Source organism: Nonomuraea antimicrobica, assembly GCF_039536965.1.
Taxonomy (GTDB): Bacteria; Actinomycetota; Actinomycetes; order Streptosporangiales; family Streptosporangiaceae; genus Nonomuraea; species Nonomuraea antimicrobica.
Map to the genome: position 1 here is coordinate 50,558 of NZ_BAAAZP010000241.1, position 15,520 is coordinate 66,077.

Below are 15,520 nucleotides of genomic sequence, written 5' to 3' on the forward strand. Positions count from 1 at the left end.
GGTGTCGACCAGGCCGGGAAGGCCGGCGTTGACGATGCTGGCGGCCGGGTCGGTGACCGGGAAAACGGTCAGGTCGTCGGCGCGCAGAAGGATGAGGTCGGCGTCCTTGCCGGGTGTGATGCTGCCCGTTCGGGCGTAGAGTCCGCACGACTGGGCGGCGTCGATGGTGGCGAACGACAGCAGGTCCCGGGAGCGCAGGCCACCGTCCAGGCCGCGCTGCACGGCGAAGGCGGTGCGCATGGTGGAGAACATGTCGCGGCCGGCCGATGGGACGTCGTCAATGGACAACGTCGGGCGCAGGCCGGCCGCCAGCGCCCGGCCGGTCATCGGCCGGCCGAACCCCATCTTCAGCTCGACGTCCGGGCTGATCGACACCGAACTGCCCGCGTCGGCGAGCATCCGCAACTCCTCGTCGCTGATGCCGTTGGCCTGCTGGTGTCCTCGGGCCCGCGCAGCCCCAGCGCCATGGTGACCAGGCCGTCTCCGGCCAGGCTGGAGCGGACGCGGCGGATCTCGGCGTCGACGGGGTCGGGGGTGCCCCATCCGGCGCCGAGGCAGAAGATCGACCGCCCCGGTGTGTCCCGCAGCGCGGCGACGGCGGCGTTCTCATGCTCGTGGCTCTGCACGATGTGGTACCAGTCCAGCATCGTGGTCACGCCGGAGTGCAGGGCCTCCAAGCGGCCGAGCAGGGTGCCCACGTAGACGGCCACGGTGACCAGCTACGTCACCATGAAGACGCTCTCCGCCGACAGCAAAGGCCCAGGCGGTCGAGCTCTCTGACGGTCGCGTAGTTGTCCACTTCCTGCGGGGGCACGGACGGGCGGGAAGGCCAGGTGGTGGCGGCACCGGGAAATGCGCCCGCATCGTTTCCCTTGAGTCAGGACATCGTGGGGCAGCGGGACTTCTGGCGGGCTTCTCGCGAGGCCCGCCGGAAGTGCATCTTGCGTCTTCAGCCGACGAGGCCGGGGGCCTCCTCGCTGATGGGCAATGCCGAGATGGCGGCCAGTGTCTCGTTCTGAGGCCGCTGATGCTTCATGCGTAGTCGCCGCCAGGCGGTGGTCCACGCCTGCAGGTCCTCTTCGGAACCGGAGCAGGCCCAGACGAAGGCCCGGACCAGCTTCTCGGGCGGCAGGTGGGAGGACTTCAGAGCTTCACACAACGTGCTGGCGCCGAACGCCTTGCGAGCGCGTCGGACGATTTCCCGATAGCTGGGCTCGCCCGCCCAGATTCGGTACTGCTTCAGCAGCTCCACGAACTCGGCGGGAGTCCGCGCGGACAGCGGATCCGGCTTCAGAACATAGCCGGGAAGGTCTGCCGGCGGCCCGAACGGCAATTCCGGCGGCCCGCCGGCCTCCGCCTGATTCAGCCGTTGACTGCCGAGGCTTCCAGCGATGTAGGACTCTATCGCCGTGGTCGTGGCAGCGGCACGAGCGACCCCTGCCTCAGCCATCACCCGCTTGTATTGCTGCTCAGTAAGGTTGTGCTGCTGCTCGGTAAGCCTCAGCTTCCTTTCCGCCTGCGCGCGCCGGGCATCGGCGTGCGTCAACTCTTCTTCGGCACGCACGCGTTGGGCGTCAGTCCGCCCCAGTTCCTCTATCGCATCCCGGTACCGGGCGTCGGCGTGCGCCAGGTCGTCTTCGGCACTCGCGCTACGACCGTCGGCCTCCGCCAGCCCTCCCTCCGCCCGCGCAACCGCACTGTTTTCCCTGGCGTCCAGAGACCCGACTCTCGCGTACGCCTGGTCGGCTTCTTCCGCCAGGACCCGTACGGCACGTATTCGGTCCTTCTTGGCCAGGGTCAGAGCCAGTGCCGCCTGCTCGCGGTCTTCTTCGGCCGTCGCCAGGAACCGTGCGGCGCGCTTGTGCTGCTTCTCGGCGGCGGCCAGGGTCCCCAGCGCGCGCGTGCGGTCCTCTTCCGCCAACGCCAAGGTCTGCAACGCTTCCCGCAGCCGGAACAACGAGTTGTCCGTCGCTCCTTTCCCTGCCGGGCGCTGGGGCTCTTCACCGCCCTTGCGAATCACCATTCGCTCAGATCGTCTTCGACCGGGGAAGGAACCGCTGCGTGGCCTTGACCGCCACCGCCGCGGTGCCCGCGATCAGCGCGAGTGCTACCTCCGGCTCATAGCCCAGACGCAGCAGTGTCACCGTGAACACGATGACGATGATCAGGATGACGACGCCGGCACCCGGGAAGCGGAAACGAACAGAGAACATCGAGAGGATCACCTACTTTTGAAGGCTCGACCACGGAAAGGCCCCAAAAAACCTTGTGATCCCATCGGCGCCAACCGTCCGGAATCAGGGGCGTTGAACCAATGATGGCCCACGCCGCACGACTGTTCGGCTCCATGCGCGGAATCGGGGAAACGCTGGTGGGCGCGGATGTTCAGAGACGTTCGGCACTGTTCGGTGGCGTTCAGAGTTGGACACCGCTATTCGCGAACGTGCGAATATGCCACACACGCTACCGATGTCCATTTTGCACCGCTTCAATAGAGGAAAGTTCGCCTGAGAGCTGGTGAACTTTTCGAAGGGGACCATCCGTCTCGACCACGGAACACCTCGACCTCGGGGGCCTGCTGCGCCAACAGCGGGCCCCTTCTCTGTCGCCTTGTGCTGTCCTTGTGCCACCAACTGCGCCACGCCCACGCCACCGAACTCTGCGCCGCTGCGATGTGCATCTGATCATCCAGCCGAGGCCGGCGTTCGGCGGGCGGCTTCAAGGGCGAACCGGGCCGGGGCGAACCCCTGCGCGCTCTCCAGACTCGGCTCAGCGGACATATCCGTCGTGTTCGGGATCGGCTGGCACCAGACGGAAGTGTTCGTGGTCTCCGATGCCGCCGACGTCCTCTGGCGACCCATGAGAACACCGTAGGATCGGGTGCCGTGGCGAAGAAGCGTAGAGCGAAGGCAAATCCCACGCGGGGAGTCAGCGGCAATCCTGCTCGGCGCGCTTTGCAACTCGCCGCCCGTCAGCCCGCACCCGACCCTCGTTCTGTGCTGTTCGAGTCGCTGATGGGGACCGCTGGGGATCAGTGGTGGCCGGACTCCCACAATGCGATCATCGAGCGCCTCGCCGACCTGCCCGCCCACTCGCCTCTGCGGCTGGAGAACGCCGTCGTCGACCTCGTCGGCGAGGAGTTGTGGGCGCGCACACAGACCGAGACCATGGGTTTCCACTGGGACCAGTACCTGGCCTCCCTGGCTGACCTCGTCCGCGACGAGATCCAGATGGCCGCGCGCACCGGCGGGCCGACAAGCGACCTGTGGCGGCTGCTGCACGGGCTCGCCGCGATGACCCCGCCGTCCAGCGGGCAGACGCTGCGCCGCGACCCCGACCTGGCCGTCCGCGAAGCCATCAAGGACACCACGACGGCGTTGGCCAAGGCCGGGATCGCTCCCGGGTGGCCGAGTGAGATCCTCCGGGCCACTCCGACCGGAGAGCCACTGCTGCTGGCCGACGAGTACGGCTCGCGGTACGCGCTCCTCGCCCCCTTCGCCTGGGGCGAGGAGGACCCGCACTGGTACTGCTGGGACATCGACCGCTGCGCCCGAGACCAGGTCGTGCACGCCGCCGTCTTCGCCTCACCGGAGGAAGCGCTCGCCGAGTGGCGAGCCGCCGTGGGGACGCACGCGGCGCCCGCCTCCACCCAACCGGCCCCGTGCGACGAAGCCACCGCCCGCGACCTCCTGGATCCGCTGCGCCGTTCGGGCCTCCTGGGCGCCCTGCTGCTCGGCAGTGAGTCGCAACAGCTCATCGCCGAGCATTTCCGGCTGAGCCAGCGCGCCGGCGCCCTCTGCGAGTCGTTCGCTGTCGCTCCTGAGCCCAAGCCCGAGCGGGACCTCGCCCCGATCATCGACGACTTCGCCGCCTGGCTACGCGATCGAGCTGACCACAGACCCGAACGAGAGGACATCGCCACGCTCGCCGACACCTGGTCCCGCCTCTCCGGACCCGGTTACTACGCCTGCTCCCCGCATCGGATCGAGCACACCGTGATCCTCGTCGCAGACGGATACATCAAGAAGTACGCCGAGGCCGTACTCGATCTGCTACCCCAGTGGGTCGAATGGTGCATCGAACGCACCGGCCTGACCGGCGAACTGGCAGAGCGAGCCCGCCAAGCAGCCGCGAACAACCGGTGGGACGGATCCGACACCATGGATCTGCGCCGCACCGAATAGTCGAACCGCTCCCGGATGTCCGCGCTGCGCGCCAGCGCTGGAAGCGCCGGCGGCGGCCGGACCGGCGCACCCGAGTCCATCGGATGGCTCCGGCTCCTGCCGCGTCGGCAGTGACACCCGCAGGGTGAGGCAGGCAGCCCACGATGCCCGGCCTCGAAAGCCATGGCTCCGCCCATGCCCGGGTCGCGACGTGGTTCTTCGCCGTGCCGGGGAGAGGCGACGGGCTGGAACGCCTGGTCAGACCGGCCACGACGCCTTGGTTGGGGTCACTATCTAGAGATAATTCAGTAGAAATCAAACCGCATATGGAAAGATGCCGATCCCTAGGCGCGCGTCGGCTCCGCGTCGGCTCGGGGAAGGAAATGGTACGGCATCGTGTCAGATCGTGATCACGGGGCATTTGCGGCAAGCGGGGATAACTCGCCTCCTGGTGGAGGGATGGCGCAGCCTCAGCAGCACGCTCCGCAGGGACCCTGGGGGCCGCAGGGACAGCAAGGGTACGGGCCGTCGTCAGGCCAGGACGTCCCCGGCTACGGCACCCAGCAGGGCCCCGGCCACCAGGAACACGGTCAACACAACCAGCAGGCGCCCTGGCCGCAGCCTGGCCAGGGCGGTCCGCCTCCTGGTGCCGCCGGCTACGGACAACCGCCCAGCCCTGGCCCCGGGCCGTACGATCGGGGCGCGGGTCACTACGGCCAGGGTCAGCCACACCCGGGCAGTCAAAGCCACCAGCAGCAGCCCCACGGCCAGGGCCAGGGCCAGCCGCAGCAGCCGCACGGGCAGAGCCACCAGCAGCCGTACGGTCAAGGCCAGCCGCAGCAGCCGCACGGGCAGAGCCACCAGCAGCCCTACGGGCAGAACCCGGGGCAGTACCGCTTTGAGACCCAGGCGTGGCCGGCATCCACACCGCCCACCGGCGCTCAGCCCGGCAACCGCACCAACCCCGCCCTCATCGGCGTGATCATCGCCCTGTCGGCACTGCTGCTCCTCGGCGGTGGCGCGTTCGGCACGTACGTCTATCTCAACACCCCCGGCCCGGAGGCCACCACCGTCGCTCAGCCGAGCCTCCCTCCGTCGTACGCGTCGCCGTCGGTTGCGCCACCGTCGTCCGCGCCACCGTCACCGACCGAATCGCCCGACGTCCAGCCCACTGAGCCGTCCACCTCGCCGAGCAGCCCCAGCAGCGGATCGGACGGGCCGCTCGAGCACACGGAATTCGGCGACTGGAACTACTCCCTGAAGGACGAGAAGTACGCGGCGAACAAGGTCGGCGGCTGGACGTACGACTCATGCGACCCGGTGGACGCCGAGGGCCTGATGGCCGACAACGGCTGTGAAAACGCCGTCCAGCTCGCCTACAGTGCTTATGGTGGGAACCTCAAGGCGGTGCAGGTCATCTTGTCGTTCGCCAACAGCAGTGACGCCAAGAAGACCGCGAACGCGTTCAAGAACACCGCCGACAACAAGGTGAACTGGCGCAGGAGCAGCGCCCACAGCAGGTACGCCTACGGCTCGATCTTCACGGGCTCGTACACGAACTACATGGTCATCACGATCGTCACCGCCAACGAGTCGGCCAAGTCCAAGGCCAAGAAGTTCCACTCCGCCATGCAGGCCGATCGCGGCATCTACTTCTTCCTGGGCCGCCAGGACGAAAGGGTCGTCACCAGCTGACCGCGGCACCCGCCCGCAGCGCTCCGCCGTACACGCCCCCGGCCCGGCGTGGCGAGCGAGCGCACGGGAGACGTGCGGAATCGCGCGCTGTGGCGGGGGCATGGCCCTGGCAATAGCCGCTCGTTCACGGGCGAGGCGACATGTGAAACCCTCCCATGTCCTCGAGCCCGAGCACGGACGGCCTGTGGTTGGAGGACGGCCACGAATCGGTGGAGCGGAGGTATTCCGCCCCGCATCGTGCGGCCAAGCGGAAGAACCACCAGCGTGTACGTTCGTCGAGATTGCCGAATGTGCAGTGCAGGAGCGCAGCGGCCAGCAGCGACAAAGGTAGCTGGTTGATCCAGTCCTCGCGGAAGTCGTCGGTGATCAGTTTGGCGTCGACGTCGCGGACCGCACGCGTCAGTGGCGCGAAGAGGTCATGGCGCCCCTCACCTCGTACGATCTGGTCGACCAACTCCTCCTGAGCACGTGCGTCCAGCGGTACGCGTCCGGCGACGATGGAGAGCAGGAGCATGGCCGGATCTCTGGTCAGGGGCGCGCTGATGTCGAAGGTGGTCAGGTCGACCAGCCTGAACCGCTGCGGCAGGAGCTCCCCTTGCCCCATGCGCGGCAGGAGGATGTTGCCTGTATGCAGGTCGCCATGCGTCAGCCCGCGCAGGTGCTTCCTGTTCCACTTGCAGATCAACCCGTGCAACACCGCGTTGAAGGCGGCGATGATCTCCCGAGGGGACTCCAGTTCTGCCATCTGGCACATGGCGGCGAAGCTGCCTCCGGCGACCTCCTGCAGCAGTACGTAGCCTCCTGTGTCGCCGATGGCCGGTCCGCAGGTACCCGGAATCGCTAATATCAGCCGCTCTTCGATGGGGATAATCGGAAACTCTTCGGTCATCTAGGCGTGAATGGTCTGGAATTTTCCATGGAAAGCGTGGTGAGCTGCCTGATATATCGCTAGTTCCCGCCACTCCGTATCAATAGGATGGACGAGGGCGGTCGCCGGCGCAGCCGATCTCGACCGGCTGCGCCCGCGTCTTCCCCGGCTATCGGGTCGCCGGGATCGTGCCGTTGACGTAGTTGCTCTTGACGGTCTGGGCGATGGAGCGCTGCCAGGCCGTCATGTCCGCCTTGAGCTGGGCCGGGGTGCGGGTGCCTGTGCGCAGGTCGGCGATGAAGTCGTCGTACTGGTCGAAGGCCCAGTTCTCGATGCCGAAGGTGTACTTCTGGATGCCGCCCGTACCGTAGTAGCCTCCGGCACCGACCAGGGCGGCCGGGTCGATCGTGTGGTCGGCGTTGCGGCCACAGCTGTAGCCGCACGAGTTGTCGTCGGTGTAGTCGTAGACGAGGTGCCGCTTGGCGTTGCTCGCCAGGTACATGTCGGACAGTTCGGGCGGGGTCGTGCCCGCGTACGGGAAGAGCGGGACGAACACGCTGACCGTGGGCTCGCCGAGGGCCACCCACATCGTGGTGAGCTTGCCCTCGTACGGGTCGCCGATCTTGGAGCCGGTGATCACGGTGCCGAACGTGGAGACGAAACGGTTGAGGTGGTAGCCGGTGGACTTCTCCCCGGAGGGCAGGTCGCCGATGCTCTTGGACAGGGACTCGATGGAGTAGTCGCCGGGGATGCCGTACCCGCGCACCTCCTTCTGGATGAAGTAGCGGTAGTCCTTCTTGTGCGGATCGTCCATGCGGATGCCCGCGCGGTTGTGGCGCATGACGCCGCTGGTGGAGTCCTCCCAGTCGTGGACGCCGTCCGGCGTGTCGCCGGTGTTGACCACGACGTCGTTCTCCACCGTGGTGACCTGCTCGTCCACGAAGTACGGGAACCCGTTCGGCTTGGTCCACTGGACTCTGCTGAAGTTCGTCCGCCAGTCGTAGCCCGAGTAGGCGCCGTCGGCGGGGTTGGCCGCGTCCTTGTCGTCGGTGTGCGGCGCGGAGTAGTGGCCGTCGGCGTCCTGGGTGTACTCGGAGGTGATGTTGTCGCGGGTGAAGCTGTCACCGTCGATCTCGAAGACGGCGGCGTTGCCCCACCGGTCGAAGACGCTGATGATCGTGGAGGTGTTGCGGCCGGTGCTGGCGTTGAACCCGCCGCCGTCGTTGGTGTCGCGCAGCAGTTGCTCCACCTCGTCCACCCGTTCGGCCCGCGAGAGCACCAGGTGGTTGAGGTAACCGCCGGTCATGCCCTTGGCGAGGTCCTGGGAGACGGGGAAGCCGTGGCTGGAGGCGAAGGCGGAGTCGAGCGTGTGCCCGGCGACCTGGACCAGGCCGAGGCCGCGGTCATTGGCGCCGGCCCACGGGACGGTCGAGCCGGTGATCGGGTCCAGGCCGGACGAGCCGCGCGCCGTGACGCCGGTGTAGCCGAAGCGGGAGGTGTAGCGGTCGCCGCCGCCGAAGCTGCTGCCGTCGGCCGGCTGGTGGAACGGCACGACCTGCCAGCCGTCGGGCGTGGACCAGTGATCGCGGTTCTTCCATACGACCGGGCGGCCGTCCACGGTGGAGGCCCCGGTGGCGACGGCGGAGCTGGAGGCGTGCGCGGGCGGCGTCCAGACGAGGACGGAGACCAGAGCAGCGGCGGCGGCGAGCAGAGATTTCTTCTTCACCTGGGGGTGGCCTTTCGCATGAGGTCGGTGAACAGGGCTTGGGACTGCGGGCTGGTCGTGATGAGCTCCTCGGGGTGCCACTGGACGGCCAGGATCCGGTCTCTGGTGTGCTCCAGGCCCTCGATCAGGCCGTCCTCGCTGAAGACGGTGGCGTCCAGGCCGTCGCCGAGGAGCTTGACGCCCTGCTTGTGAATGCTGTTGACGCCGAACTCGTCCGGGCCGAACAGCTCACCCAGGCGCCCGCCCTTGGCGGTCACCCGGTGGGAGAGGTGGGTGCGCGCCGCGTCGGGCCGGTGGAGCACCGAGTACGGCGTTCGCGTCAGGTCCTGGTGCAACTCGCCGCCGTAGTACACGTTGACCACCTGCAGGCCGCGGCAGATCGCCAGCACCGGCAGGCCGCGCTCGATCGCCTGGTCGAGCATGGCCCACTCCAGCCGGTCACGCGGCTGGTCGAGCGTGACCGTCACGCCGTCCTCCACCGGCGAGTCGTAGCGGGCGGGCTCCACCGAGGCGCCGCCGGCCATGACCAGCGCGGACGCCTCGGCGGGCAGGTCGAGCGTGTCCTGCGACGGGGTGATCGTGCGCGGGACGCCTCCGACATGTTCGATCGCGGCCTCGTACGGGCGCGCGGGCGTGCGGTCTCCGGCGGTGATGATGATCAAGATGGAAGCTCCGGGAGTCATTTGAGGCCGGTGGTGGCGATGCCCTGCACCAGTCGGCGTTGGAAGAACATGAACAGCAGGAACAGCGGCAGCAGCGACACCACCGACATCGCGGTCATCGGCCCGAGGTCCGAGCCCGCGGTGGCGTCGAGGAACATGCGCAGGCCGACGGGCAGGGTGTACTTCTCCGCGCTGTTGAGGTAGATCAACTGCGGGAGGTAGTCGTTCCACGTCCAGATGAACGTGAAGATCGCCGTGGTGGCCAGCGCGGGTTTGATCAGCGGCAGTGTGATGTACCAGTACCTGCGAAAAGCGCCGCAACCGTCCACGGCCGCCGCCTCGTCCAGCTCGCGCGGCAGCCCGCGCAGGAACTGCACGTTGAGGAAGACGAAGAAGGCGTCCATGGCCAGGAAGTACGGCACGATCAGCGGCAGCGGGCTGTCCACCCAGCCGAACGCGTGGAAGATCGAGTACTGCGGGATCAGCAGCACGTCCTTGGGCAGCAGCAACATGCCGATGGTGAGCGTGAAGCACACTGCTCGGCCGCGGAAGCTCAGCCGTGCGAAGGCGTAGGCGGCCAGCGAGCACGAGATGACGTTCCCGGCGACCGCCAGCAGCGCGATGACGGTGGAGTTGCGCAGGTAGGTGCCGAACGACTCCACGCCCGCGCCGTCCCAGCCCTGGACGAAGTTGTCCAGCGTGGGCTCCGTCGGCAGGAGGGAGACGTTCTGCGCGATCTCGGCCGTCGACTTGAACGCCGTCATGACCATCCACACCAGCGGATAGAGCATGATCACGAGAGTCCCGACGATCGCGACGTGGGCGAGGCGGTTTGTCATGTGTTGTCCCCGTAGTGGACCCAACGGCGCGAGCTGCGGAACAGGAAGGCCGCGACCGCGGCCAGCGCGACCAGCATGAGCCAGGCCATCGCCGAGGCGTATCCCATGCGTTGATGGTCGAAGCCCTGCTGGTAGAGGTTCAGCGCGTAGAAGAGGGTGGAGTCGGCCGGGCCGCCGTTGCCGTCGCCGACGAGCTGGGCGGGAGCGAACGTCTGGAACGCTCCGATGATGCCCAGCAGCAGGTTGAAGAAGACGATCGGGCTCAGCATGGGCACGGTGACGCTGACGAACTTGCGCAGCCGGCCCGCGCCGTCGAGGGCGGCGGCCTCGTACAACTCGCCGGGGATCTGCTTCAGCCCGGCCAGGAAGATGACCATCGGCGCGCCGAAGCGCCAGATCTCCAGCGCGATGATCGTCCAGATCACCGTTCCCGGATCGTTGATCCAGGAACGTTCCGAGACGCCGAACCAGCCGAGCACCCCGTTCACCGGGCCGCCGTAGTCGAACATGGCCCGCCAGGTGATGGAGACCGCCACGCTGGCAGCCAGCAGCGACGGCAGGTAGAACAGCGAGCGGTAGACGCCCTGACCCCGGCGTTCCCTGGCGAGCAGGAGCGCGGCGGCCAGTGCGGCGCCGAGCTGCAGCGGAACCGCGACCAGCACGTACCCGCCGGTGATGAGCACCGAGTGCAGGAACCGGTCGTCGTCGGTGAACAGCTCCCGATAGTTGCCGAAGCCGATCCACTGAGGAGACGACAGCAGGTCGTAGTCGGTGAAGGACAGGTACAACGACCAGCCGAGCGGCGCCACCACCAGGAGGAGCAGTCCCACGGCCCACGGGATCAGGAACGCGTAGGCCGCGAGGTCACGCTTGATCAACTGGCTCGCCCCAGCACCTTGTCGGCCTCCTGGACGAAGGCGTCCGCGGCCTGTTCGATGTTCGCCTTGCCGAACCAGATGTCCTGGGTGTGCCGCGTGAGCAGGTCGGAGCGGATCTCCTTGCCGCCCGTGGGGTCGGGGGCGGGCGCCGCACCGCTGTTGCCGGGCTCGCGCAGGTAGTCGACGTAGTCGGCGATCTGCTTGTCCTGCGGGTCGAGGCCGGGCAGCAGGGAGGAGGCGATGGCGGAGTTCGGCGGCACGCCGCGCGACAGGCCCAGGGCTTTGCCGGCCTCCGGGTCGTTGAGCAGGAAGTCCACCAGTTGCACGGCCTCGCGCGGATGCTGGGTCTTGGCGTTGACCGCCCAGCTCACCGAGCGCATGAGGTGCACGCCGGGGCGCGCCTCCTCACCGGGCAGGGGGCCGTACTTCCAGTCCTCGCGCGGGAGGCTGACGCTGGTGCCGTACACGCTCATGGCGACCTTCTTGGCGGCCACCGGGTCCTGGGAGACGTCGCCGCCGGCCGAGCCGCTGGTGACGTCGGGTGGCGGGACGACGCCCTTGTCACGCAGGTCCGCCCAGAGCTTCCACCACTCCACCAGATCCTCCTTGGCGAAGCCGAGCGCCTTGCCGTCGGCGGAGAACCAGTCCTTGCCCTTCTGACGCAGGAACACCTGCAGGTGGTTGTGCTGGGCGCTGCTGTCGGCCAGCGCCCAGGTGCCCTTCGGCAGCGCGGCGGCCAGCTTCGTGGCCTGCGCGGCGAAGTCCTGCCAGCTCGTTCCGGCAGAGGGGGCGGCCAGGCCGCCGCTCTCCAGCAGTTTCGGCTGGTAGACCAGCGCCATCGGGCTCGTGCCCGCGGGCACGTCCATCAGCTTGCCGTCGATCGTGCCCTGCGCGAGGAACTCCTCGCCGAGGGCGTCGGTCCTCAGGACGTCCTTGTACGCGCCGAGGTCGAGCAGCAGCCCCTTGGCCGCGTACGTGCGCACCTGGTCGTCCTGGAAGACGTCGGGTGCCGCGCCGGAGGCGAACTCGGTGTTGAGCTTGTCGTAGTAGCCGGGGAAGGCCGACGGACGGACCTTCACCTCGACGTTGGGGAACTTCTTCTCGAACAACGCGATCGCGTCGTTGGTCGCCTTGGTCCGCGCGGTGTTGCCCCACCAGGCGACGGTCAGGGTCACCTTGCCGGCGGTGGAGTCTTCGCCCGAGGAGCAGGCGGTGAGCAGGAGGGTCATGGACGCGAACGTGGCCAGGCTGGAACGCAGCATGATGGGGCCTTTCGGAGAGCTGCGATGGTGAGATCAGGTGAGGGTGGATTGCTGGAGTCGGATCATGAGGTCCCAGTCGGCGCGCAGCGTGCTCAGGACCTGCGTGAGTGAGCGTTCGCTCGGGGCGTGCCGCAGTTCGATCAGCTCGGCCCGCGGCGCCGCCCGGCGGACCAGGGGAGTGGCGGCGCTGGTGTGCAGCACCGCGGTCGCGTGCGGCAGCGCCGCCCGCAGTGAGTCGTCGTCGTCATCGGGGACGAACTCCATGGCCGAGATGCCGGGGTGCCGCTCCTGGATCAGTGCCTCGTAGCTCTGCCGGGTGGCCGGCCTGGCGATCAGCACGAGCCGGTCGGCGGCGCCGAGGCGGCGGATGCGGTCGAACACCTCGGCGTCCAGCTCGGAGGTCAGCGGCAGCACGCGCACGGGCTGCTCGGCCAGCCGCTCCTCGACCTCCCTGATGTGGAAGACCAGGCTGATCACGTGGGTGACGTCGTCGACCCCGGCGCGGCGGAACTCCTCGATGTCCAGGGCCTTGATGGCGCCGACGCCATCGGGCAGCCGCTCCGACAGGGTGGCCGCGTACCGCTCGACGGAGGCGCGTACGCCGACGAACGACACCCGCAGCCCGAGGCGCAGCATGGCCAGTCGTTGCTGGACCGCCCGCCCCGCGATCGCGGGGGTGACCCCGTCGGCGAGGAGGCCGAGCAGCGCTGTGTCCACCTTGGCGCTCTGGCGCAGGTCCCACGAGTCGTTGCCGGGCGTGGCCGAGCGGGCGGGCAGGGTCACCCGGGTGCCGACCCCGTGCCGGGTCTCCGCGAAGCCGGACTGCGCCAGCCCGTCGTACGCCTGGCGCACGGTGTCCACGGCCACGCTGAGCCGCTGGGCCAGGACGCGCACGGCCGGGAGCCGCACGCCGGGCGCCAACTCGCCGGTGGCGATGATGTATTCGAGCTGGGTCCGTAGCTGGACCCAAAGGGGAATCCCTGAATCGGGGTCGACGCGCAGCCGTCTGTCAAGCTCAACGCCAGTCATGGAGTGTTATGGAACAGTAAAACACTCCAGGTGTCAACGCCTGTCGGGCGCCAGGAGTCCTGATCGTTCGGACTGCTGCCATGATGGTGCGCCCACGCTCCGTCCCCGCTCAATCCTTTTCCGCCGGAACATCGGATGGCGCACACCGCGCACGGCCACGAGAATGGCGTGGTGGAGGACCAAGGAGCACTCAGCGCGTTGATTCCTCGCACCAGTTGCCTGCTGGGCCCCTGGCTGGCCAAGGTCGATGATCTCAGCCGGGTGCTCACCGCAGAGATATTGGCCCTGGGAAATGACGGCTATGTTGTGGTGCTGGCCGACTACCAGGGATACACCCTGCGCCGCGGTCCGAAGAACCCTGACGACCTGCGGCAGGACCGCGCTGCCGTGTTGAACGGTCTGTTCGGCCAGGACGACGAGGTCCAGATGGCCCGGCCGCAGCGGCTGACCGTGCCCGCCTTTCCGCCGGGATACAGGATCAGCTTGTCGGCAGTGCGAAAGGCGGTAGGCCGGGCCATCGGCGGCTACGGGCTTCAGTCGCGCCTGACCTGGCCGGCTCTGGCGGGCGTGGTGCTGGGGGTCGCGCTGGCCTTGTTCGCCCTGGTCGTGGGCGCCTATCCGGTCGCACTGTTCCTGAGCATGGGGATGGGCATGCTGGGTACAGCCTGGCAACTCGGCGGAGTCAGGCTCAGCCGCTTCGGACGCGCAGAACGGCACCGGATGCTGGCACTGCGAGAACGGCTGGAACACGACGTGCGGGAGGGCGTCGTCATGGACTCCTCGACGTCCACGCGGCTGCTCCCTTGGGCGCACCTGCTGCTCGACCGGAAGACGTTCAGCACGTGGTGCGAGCACCAGCGCCCTCCCGTGAGCTTCCCTCCGTGGTGGATCTGGACGGACGACCCACAACCCGACTTCGTCTCGGACGCTGCCCTGTTCGGCTTCATCGCGGCGTTCCTGCGGCAGGTGCGCCCCTGAGCGGGCGGGCGGCGTCGAACCGGATGGAACAGAAGGAGAAACGGTGGCCTTTGGCATCCGGGCCGGCCGACAGACGCTGCCAGATCATGGACAACGGCGATGTCGCCGTAGGCCGGCTACGTGCTCGAACGGAGTGTCGTTCCTGCGACGGGGCGGGTCGCGTCCGAGGACCATTGGGACCAGGAGCCGGCGTACAGCGCGGCCCGTACCCCGATCTGCTCCAGCGCGTACACGGTGTGCGCCGCCGTCACCCCCGACCCGCAGTAGACCCCGATCTCGGATCCGGCCGTCACGCCCAGGTCGAGGTAGCGTGCCGCCAGCTCGGGGGCGGGACGGAACCGCTGGTCGGGGGCGAGGTTCTCGCCGGTGGGGGCGCTGACCGCGCCGGGAATGTGTCCGGCGCGCGCGTCCACCGGTTCGGTCTCGCCCCGGTAGCGTTCCCCGGCGCGGGCGTCCAGCAGGACGCCGCGTACGGCCAGCGCCGCGGCGCCGTCGGCGTCGAGCACCGGCAGCCCGCCCGAGCCCAGCACCACGTTGCCCGGTTCGGGTACGACCTCGCCGGGCTCCAGCGGGTGCCCGGCGGCGGTCCACGCCGCGAGGCCGCCGTCGAGCAGCCGGACGTCTCGGAGCCCGGCCCAGCGCAGGAGCCACCAGGCGCGGGCCGCGGCGAGGTTGCCGACCGCGTCGTAGATCACGACCGGCTCGCCGACGCGCAGGCCCCAGCGGCGCGCCGCGTCCTGTAGGTCGGCGGGGTCCGGGAGCGGGTGACGGCCCTCGGCCGGGGAAGGCCTGGCGGCCAGCTCGCGGTCCAGGTCGACGTAGCGGGCACCGGGCAGATGCCCGTCGAGGTACTTCCGCCGCCCGTCCGGGTCGCCCAGTTGCCACCGGACGTCGAGCAGGTGGATTCGTTCCCCCGCGAGGAGCCGTCCGGCCAGCTCGTCGACGGGCAGTGGTGGTGGACTGATGGCCGTACTCACGTCGTCGTCTTCCCTACTTCGTCAGATCGGCAGGTCGGCGGGCCCGCCGTCGTGCGGGCGCGAGTCGAACCCCTGCTCCTTCCATGCGCTGTAACCGCCGTCGATGTGACTCACCCGGGTGTAGCCCAGCTCCGCGAGTCGCTCGACCACGGGCCCCGACCCGCGTTCTGTGGAGCAGAAGACCACGATGTCCCGATCGAGGTCGGCGGCGTCGGGGAGCAGGTCGGCCGAGCTGCGCGCGAATCGGCTCGCCACGTCGATCTTCTCGACCGCCACGGCCGATGGCAGCACGCCGTGTTCGACCCGAGCCTCGGGGCGGCGGACGTCGACGAAGAGCGCTCCGCTCCTGAGCTTCTCGGCCGCCTGCGCCGGGGCGATCAGGGCGTCGCGTGCGGGGATGTCGTCCTGCGTGGTCATGATGCTCCTCTGGGGTTGGCGACCCG

16 protein-coding genes and 1 pseudogene are annotated in these 15,520 nt (G+C 68.6%); 3 read left to right on the forward strand and 14 right to left on the reverse strand.

Annotation, left to right across the window (positions count from 1 at the left end):
* Window positions 1-36: 36 nt before the first annotated feature.
* The 4 genes and pseudogenes from ABD844_RS51865 to ABD844_RS51880 all read right to left on the reverse strand — a co-directional run.
* Window positions 37-399, reverse strand: a pseudogene (locus ABD844_RS51865) (amidohydrolase family protein); the annotation flags it as partial.
* Window positions 348-710: an amidohydrolase family protein gene (locus tag ABD844_RS51870; RefSeq protein ID WP_344897359.1), complete on the reverse strand. Its 363-nt coding sequence runs from the start codon at window positions 708-710 to the stop codon at window positions 348-350. The pseudogene ABD844_RS51865 and the gene ABD844_RS51870, both read right to left, overlap by 52 nt.
* A gap of 239 nt (window positions 711-949) precedes the next feature.
* On the reverse strand, window positions 950-2,023 hold the full coding sequence (locus tag ABD844_RS51875; protein WP_344897363.1) for a hypothetical protein: 1,074 nt from the start codon (window positions 2,021-2,023) through the stop codon (window positions 950-952).
* Between the two features lie 4 nt (window positions 2,024-2,027).
* On the reverse strand, window positions 2,028-2,225 hold the full coding sequence (locus ABD844_RS51880; protein ID WP_344897365.1) for a hypothetical protein: 198 nt from the start codon (window positions 2,223-2,225) through the stop codon (window positions 2,028-2,030).
* 771 nt (window positions 2,226-2,996) lie between these two features.
* Here ABD844_RS51880 and ABD844_RS51885 point away from each other — a divergent pair.
* Window positions 2,997-4,184 (forward strand): hypothetical protein, encoded by a 1,188-nt coding sequence (locus ABD844_RS51885; RefSeq protein WP_344897368.1) that lies wholly within the window; start codon window positions 2,997-2,999, stop codon window positions 4,182-4,184.
* Between the two features lie 510 nt (window positions 4,185-4,694).
* Here ABD844_RS51885 and ABD844_RS51890 read toward each other — a convergent pair.
* Window positions 4,695-5,024, reverse strand: coding sequence for a hypothetical protein (locus tag ABD844_RS51890; protein ID WP_344897371.1), 330 nt, complete (start codon window positions 5,022-5,024; stop codon window positions 4,695-4,697).
* A gap of 117 nt (window positions 5,025-5,141) precedes the next feature.
* Between ABD844_RS51890 and ABD844_RS51895 the strand changes: the two genes are divergently transcribed.
* Window positions 5,142-5,858, forward strand: coding sequence for a hypothetical protein (locus tag ABD844_RS51895; protein WP_344897374.1), 717 nt, complete (start codon window positions 5,142-5,144; stop codon window positions 5,856-5,858).
* A 124-nt stretch (window positions 5,859-5,982) separates the two neighbouring features.
* Here ABD844_RS51895 and ABD844_RS51900 read toward each other — a convergent pair whose 3' ends face one another.
* The 7 genes from ABD844_RS51900 to ABD844_RS51930 form a co-directional block, all read right to left on the reverse strand.
* A complete protein-coding gene (locus tag ABD844_RS51900) occupies window positions 5,983-6,747 on the reverse strand; it encodes a hypothetical protein (protein ID WP_344897377.1) in 765 nt (254 codons plus the stop codon).
* Window positions 6,748-6,895: 148 nt separating this feature from the next.
* Entirely contained in the window at window positions 6,896-8,452 is a 1,557-nt protein-coding gene (locus tag ABD844_RS51905) for a C45 family peptidase (RefSeq protein ID WP_344897380.1), read from the reverse strand.
* The gene (locus ABD844_RS51910) at window positions 8,449-9,114 is read right to left on the reverse strand and encodes a gamma-glutamyl-gamma-aminobutyrate hydrolase family protein (RefSeq protein ID WP_344897383.1); all 666 of its coding nucleotides are present in this window, start codon (window positions 9,112-9,114) and stop codon (window positions 8,449-8,451) included. The genes ABD844_RS51905 and ABD844_RS51910 overlap by 4 nt, the downstream gene beginning before the upstream one ends.
* Window positions 9,115-9,131: 17 nt before the next feature.
* Window positions 9,132-9,953 carry a carbohydrate ABC transporter permease gene (locus ABD844_RS51915; RefSeq protein WP_344897386.1) on the reverse strand — a complete coding sequence of 274 codons (822 nt, stop codon included), beginning with the start codon at window positions 9,951-9,953 and terminating at the stop codon, window positions 9,132-9,134.
* Window positions 9,950-10,831, reverse strand: a complete 882-nt coding sequence (locus ABD844_RS51920; RefSeq protein ID WP_344897389.1) for a carbohydrate ABC transporter permease — start codon at window positions 10,829-10,831, stop codon at window positions 9,950-9,952. The genes ABD844_RS51915 and ABD844_RS51920 overlap by 4 nt, the downstream gene beginning before the upstream one ends.
* Entirely contained in the window at window positions 10,828-12,093 is a 1,266-nt protein-coding gene (locus tag ABD844_RS51925) for an ABC transporter substrate-binding protein (RefSeq protein WP_344897392.1), read from the reverse strand. Before ABD844_RS51925 ends, ABD844_RS51920 begins: the two co-directional genes overlap by 4 nt.
* Before the next feature lie 33 nt (window positions 12,094-12,126).
* Complete coding sequence (locus ABD844_RS51930; RefSeq protein WP_344897395.1) at window positions 12,127-13,122, reverse strand: GntR family transcriptional regulator; 996 nt, start codon at window positions 13,120-13,122, stop codon at window positions 12,127-12,129.
* A 135-nt stretch (window positions 13,123-13,257) separates the two neighbouring features.
* On the opposite strand from ABD844_RS51930, the gene ABD844_RS51935 reads away from it, so the two are divergent.
* Complete coding sequence (locus ABD844_RS51935; RefSeq protein WP_344897398.1) at window positions 13,258-14,100, forward strand: DUF2207 domain-containing protein; 843 nt, start codon at window positions 13,258-13,260, stop codon at window positions 14,098-14,100.
* A gap of 116 nt (window positions 14,101-14,216) precedes the next feature.
* On the opposite strand, the gene ABD844_RS51940 is transcribed toward ABD844_RS51935, so the two are convergent.
* Window positions 14,217-15,077, reverse strand: a complete 861-nt coding sequence (locus ABD844_RS51940; protein ID WP_344897404.1) for a sulfurtransferase — start codon at window positions 15,075-15,077, stop codon at window positions 14,217-14,219.
* A gap of 21 nt (window positions 15,078-15,098) precedes the next feature.
* Complete coding sequence (locus ABD844_RS51945) at window positions 15,099-15,494, reverse strand: rhodanese-like domain-containing protein (protein ID WP_344897407.1); 396 nt, start codon at window positions 15,492-15,494, stop codon at window positions 15,099-15,101.
* Between the last annotated feature and the right edge of the window lie 26 nt (window positions 15,495-15,520).

Bases quoted from the DNA above. Each gene is read 5' to 3' on its own strand.
- ABD844_RS51875 (WP_344897363.1), bottom strand. From the start codon at position 2,023: ATGGTGATTCGCAAGGGCGGTGAAGAGCCCCAGCGCCCGGCAGGGAAA.
- ABD844_RS51900 (WP_344897377.1), bottom strand. From the start codon at position 6,747: ATGACCGAAGAGTTTCCGATTATCCCCATCGAAGAGCGGCTGATATTA.
- ABD844_RS51915 (WP_344897386.1), bottom strand. From the start codon at position 9,953: ATGACAAACCGCCTCGCCCACGTCGCGATCGTCGGGACTCTCGTGATC.
- ABD844_RS51925 (WP_344897392.1), bottom strand. From the start codon at position 12,093: ATGCTGCGTTCCAGCCTGGCCACGTTCGCGTCCATGACCCTCCTGCTC.
- ABD844_RS51930 (WP_344897395.1), bottom strand. From the start codon at position 13,122: ATGACTGGCGTTGAGCTTGACAGACGGCTGCGCGTCGACCCCGATTCA.
- ABD844_RS51935 (WP_344897398.1), top strand. From the start codon at position 13,258: ATGGCGCACACCGCGCACGGCCACGAGAATGGCGTGGTGGAGGACCAA.
- ABD844_RS51945 (WP_344897407.1), bottom strand. From the start codon at position 15,494: ATGACCACGCAGGACGACATCCCCGCACGCGACGCCCTGATCGCCCCG.